At 62.3% G+C, this 4,105-nt stretch carries 4 protein-coding genes; all 4 read right to left on the bottom strand.

Annotated elements, in window-relative coordinates; translation table 11 throughout:
* A partial coding sequence (locus tag WCA85_RS27445; RefSeq protein WP_424068013.1) for a glycosyltransferase family 2 protein occupies positions 1-182 on the bottom strand: 182 nt, incomplete at its 3' end.
* Between the two features lie 67 nt (positions 183-249).
* Positions 250-2,448: a polysaccharide biosynthesis tyrosine autokinase gene (locus WCA85_RS27450; RefSeq protein ID WP_424068016.1), complete on the bottom strand. Its 2,199-nt coding sequence runs from the start codon at positions 2,446-2,448 to the stop codon at positions 250-252.
* 105 nt (positions 2,449-2,553) lie between these two features.
* On the bottom strand, positions 2,554-3,735 hold the full coding sequence (locus tag WCA85_RS27455; protein WP_424068014.1) for a polysaccharide biosynthesis/export family protein: 1,182 nt from the start codon (positions 3,733-3,735) through the stop codon (positions 2,554-2,556).
* The coding region (locus tag WCA85_RS27460; protein ID WP_424068015.1) for a low molecular weight phosphotyrosine protein phosphatase at positions 3,729-4,105 on the bottom strand (377 nt) is incomplete at its 5' end. The genes WCA85_RS27455 and WCA85_RS27460, both read right to left, overlap by 7 nt.

Below are 4,105 nucleotides of genomic sequence, written 5' to 3' on the forward strand. Positions count from 1 at the left end.
ACCGTGAGCGGCAGCGCGCCACGCACCCGAGAATCGCGCAGACACGCATGCGTCGCTGTGTCATCGGGGCGCGCCACGACCACTACTTCATCGGGCGCGCGTGACTGCCGCTGCAATGCGGCGAGACACCGCGTCAGATCGCCCGGGCGGCGAAACGTGGGAACCAGTACCGTCACTTTCATCGCTAATGCTCCTTGTGAGAGATGTCCGTGCGCACCGCGCCTTGCGGTGCGCACGGGCCGGGTTGGATCAGGCACTCAGGTATTCCTGCACGGCGGCGTAGCCGCGGTTGTAGCCGCCACGAGCGCGCTGGGGCATCGCATTGAAGATGCCACCCTGTACGCGCACACCGGCGGCTTGCAAGCGCTTCAACGAGTCGGCGATTTCCGCTTCGTTGTGCTCGCCCGAGCGCATCACGAAGAATGTCGAGGCTGCGCACGCGCCGATGATCGACGCGTCGGTCACGGCCAGCACAGGTGGCGTATCGATCAGGATCACGTCGTAGCGCTTGGCAAGACCGTCGAGGTATTGATGCAAACGCGGCGACATCAACAGCTCCGAGGGGTTGGGCGGACGATGGCCGCATGAGATAAAGCTCAGCCCGTCGACGCTGGTGGAACGAATGGCTTCTTCCAGCGAGATCTGCCCGCTCAGCAGTTCCGACAAACCGTTGTCCGCCGAACCGCCGACGTAGCGCTCCAGTGCCCCGCGCCGCATGTCTCCGTCGATCATCAGCACACGCTTGCCGGAGTGTGCGAGCAGCACGGCGAGATTGACCGTCAAAAAGCTCTTGCCGACACCGGGCATCGGACCGGTCAGCATGACGATACTGTTGCGCGCATCCATCATCGTGAACTGCAACGAAGTACGCAGACTGCGCAGGCTTTCGATGCACACGTCCTTGGGATGCGCGTCGGCCAGCACCGAACGCAGACGGTTGCCACCGCGCACAAACGAATGCTCGAGCTCTGCCTGTTCGCCGGAAAGCGGCACCAGGCCGTAGATGGGCAGATGGAACATGCGTTCGACGTGCTCGGGATCGTCGATCCCCTTGAACAGGTTGCGGCGCACGAACACAAAACCCGTACCCGCGATCAGGCCAAGAATCACCGCCGCCGAGAGAATCAGCACCTTCTTCGGCTTGACCGGCGTACCCGGGCGCATGGCCAGATCCACCATATGCACGTTGCCGCCCGTTCCCGCACGCTGCACGGACAGTTCCTGAATACGGTTGAGCAACAGCACGTAGATGTCTTCCGCTACCTTGGCGTCGCGTTGCAGTTGCACTGCCTTGACCTCGGTCGCCGGCAGATCGCGGAAGCGGTCGCTGTACTTGTCGCGCTGTGTTTCGAGTTCGGCCATCTGTTCACGTGCAGCCTTGATAAGCGGATGCTCGTCGCCATAGCGCTCCTGCAACGAAGCGATCTGCAGACGCTCAGCGGAGATCTGCTGCTCGTACTGGATGCTGCCTTCCAGATAAACCTTCGCTTCGTCGCTGGCATCGATCGAGCCGGACTGGCGCTGATATGCGGTGAGCGCGGCTTCGGCGTTTTCAAGGTCGCCCTTTAGACGCGGCTCTTCGCTCTTCAGAAAGTCGAGCATCTTGTTGGCGTCGGTCTGCCTGGCCGCCGTGTGCTCGCGCAGATACGACTCAGCGAGTGCATTGGCGACCAGCGCCGCATGCGCCGGGTCCTTGTCTTCCAGCGAGATTTCGATCACACCGGTCTGCTTGCCCTGCTCTTCGACCTTGATGCCGGACTGGAACCCGGTAATCGCGTCGAGTTCGTTGGCGCGCATGACGATGAACTGCGTGCCCGGACGTGCGACCAGCTTGTTGACGAGGATCGTCACACCGCCGCCCTGTTCCGTCTGTCCGACCTGGCCGCGCAGCAGCAGTGAGCCATTCGGCGCGCGCAACTCGTACTGGGTGTCAGAGATGGCGGTCATCACCATCTTCTGACCTTCGAGCGCGGGCGTGACTTCGACAGAGTCGACGTCGGCCTGTTCGCCGCCCCACGCATAGCTCGTCAAGCCTAGCCATGGGCGGCCCACTACGCCAGGCGTAGCGAGGCGCGCCGCCAGGCTACCGAGAATCGGAATCGTCTTCGGCTCAACGCTGAAGTCGAGCTTGAGCTGCTGCACCACGGGCCCGACTACGCCACGACTTTGGATCATGGCGATTTCCGCGTCGGTCGGCAGCGACGTCTGACCGCTGGAAATCACCGCACCTGTTTGCGTCTGCGTGAGTGCTTGCGAGGTGTTATCGGACGGTTCGACTCGCACATACGCGTCGGCCGAGTACACCGGCTTGGCGATATAGCAGTAAAGACCGGCAACCACGACGATGGTCACCGCAATGGCAATCAGCCACCAGATGTCGTCGAGAATGACCTGCAGCAGTTGACCGAGGACGACGTCCTCTTCTTCGGTCCTGGCCGGCATGGCCATCTGTGAAGTTATTTGAGTGCTCACAATTCGATCCCGGTTGGGTCGCCTCGGCTCCTGCACTACGCATGTTCGCGCGCAGTGCAGAAGCGTTAGCGGGTCAGGCGCCTAGCGCGTGAGTTCCTTCAGATAGAACAGCGATTCCAGCGACGGCAGCACTTGCTGAACGACCCGGTTGAAGGTGGTCGACGCTGCGGTGCCGACGTAGACCACATCCAGCGGTTGAAGCTGGAAGCGCGACGACAGCATGATGGAGTCCGGTTGCGTCATATCGAGGCGGTACACCTCTGGCTTGTACGGATGATCCGGGTCGTCCTTGAAGCCGCGCATCACGAAAATCTGGCGTGGATTCGCATCGGTGTCCAAAAGACCGGTGGCCTGCGTAAGCGCGTCGGCAATCGTCAGACGGCCGCGCATCATCGAGAGCGTCTGCGGCGTTTTCACTTCGCCCAGGATGAAGACCCGGCTGTCCACCCGGTCCGGCACATTGACGATATCGCCTGCCTGGAGCATCACGTTCTGCTTCGTGTCGCCACGATCGAGCAGACTGTCGGCGTTGAGCACGTACAACTGGTTGTTACGCGTGAGTCGCACGCGCTGGATGTCGGCGATTTCCGTGCTGCCGCCCGAGCGTGTGATCGCATCGACCAGCGTGAGCGGCACATCACTAATGGCGAGCGGTCCAGGTGACTTCACCTCGCCCGTCACCTGCACCTTCTGGCTGCGGAACGACAGCACCCGCACGTCCACCTGCGGATTGCGGATATACGGCACGAGCCGCGCGGCGAGTTCGTTGCGAACGTCGCCAACGGTCTTGCCTGCCACCTTAACGTGACCGACGAACGGGAAGAAAATCATGCCGTCGGGGCCTACGGTCTGGCCGTAGGGATCGGCCTGTCCCGGCAAGGCGGTAGTGAACGGCTGTTGCACGGCGCCCGCGAGCGTTTGCGTGGTGTTGTCGCCCGTGGAGAGCGTGCTGCCGTTCGGCGTCGTCAGCTCAGGGTGATCCCACACGGTGATGCCAAGAATGTCCTGCGGTTCGACGCGGTAAAGGTACTGCGACGGATCGGCAAACTTGCCCGGCGGCAACGCCGGCTGTTGGGCCGCCGCCTGCTGCGCCTGCTGCAGGATCAGATTGGCATCGATCAGATGCACCGCATAGCTTTGCGCCGGCTTGCCCTGCGCATCTTCCTTCAAGGACGACGTGTCGAGGTCATAACCGGGCGCGAAGGCACATGCCGACAAAAAAGTCGTCAGCAAAAGTGTGGCAGTGAGATTTCGTTTCAGCATATTTTGTCCAGCCATCCCATGACCAGGTGTTCGATCAGCGCGAGACTCTCGCGATATGCGGCTTCAACGCCGCCATGTGGGTCAGCGACATCCGAGCCTTCCCACTTGCCGAGCGGATAAACCTTGCCGCGTGAAGTCGGCTCGAGCGCCTCGACGTCCTTTACCTGGCAGCGTTCCGTGACCAGCACGAGGTCCGCGTCGCGCACGAACTGCCGGTTCAGACGCCGCGCCTGATGCATGCCCGCTGTAATGCCGCGTTCGGCAAGCAGGCGCCGCATCACCGGATCCATACCGTAACCGTTGACGGCGCGGATGCCCGCCGAGTGAAACCTGATCGTCCGCCGCGCCGCCGCAGCGGTCTGGTTGGCGC

The organism is Paraburkholderia sp., from assembly GCF_049581445.1.
GTDB lineage: Bacteria > Pseudomonadota > Gammaproteobacteria > Burkholderiales > Burkholderiaceae > Paraburkholderia.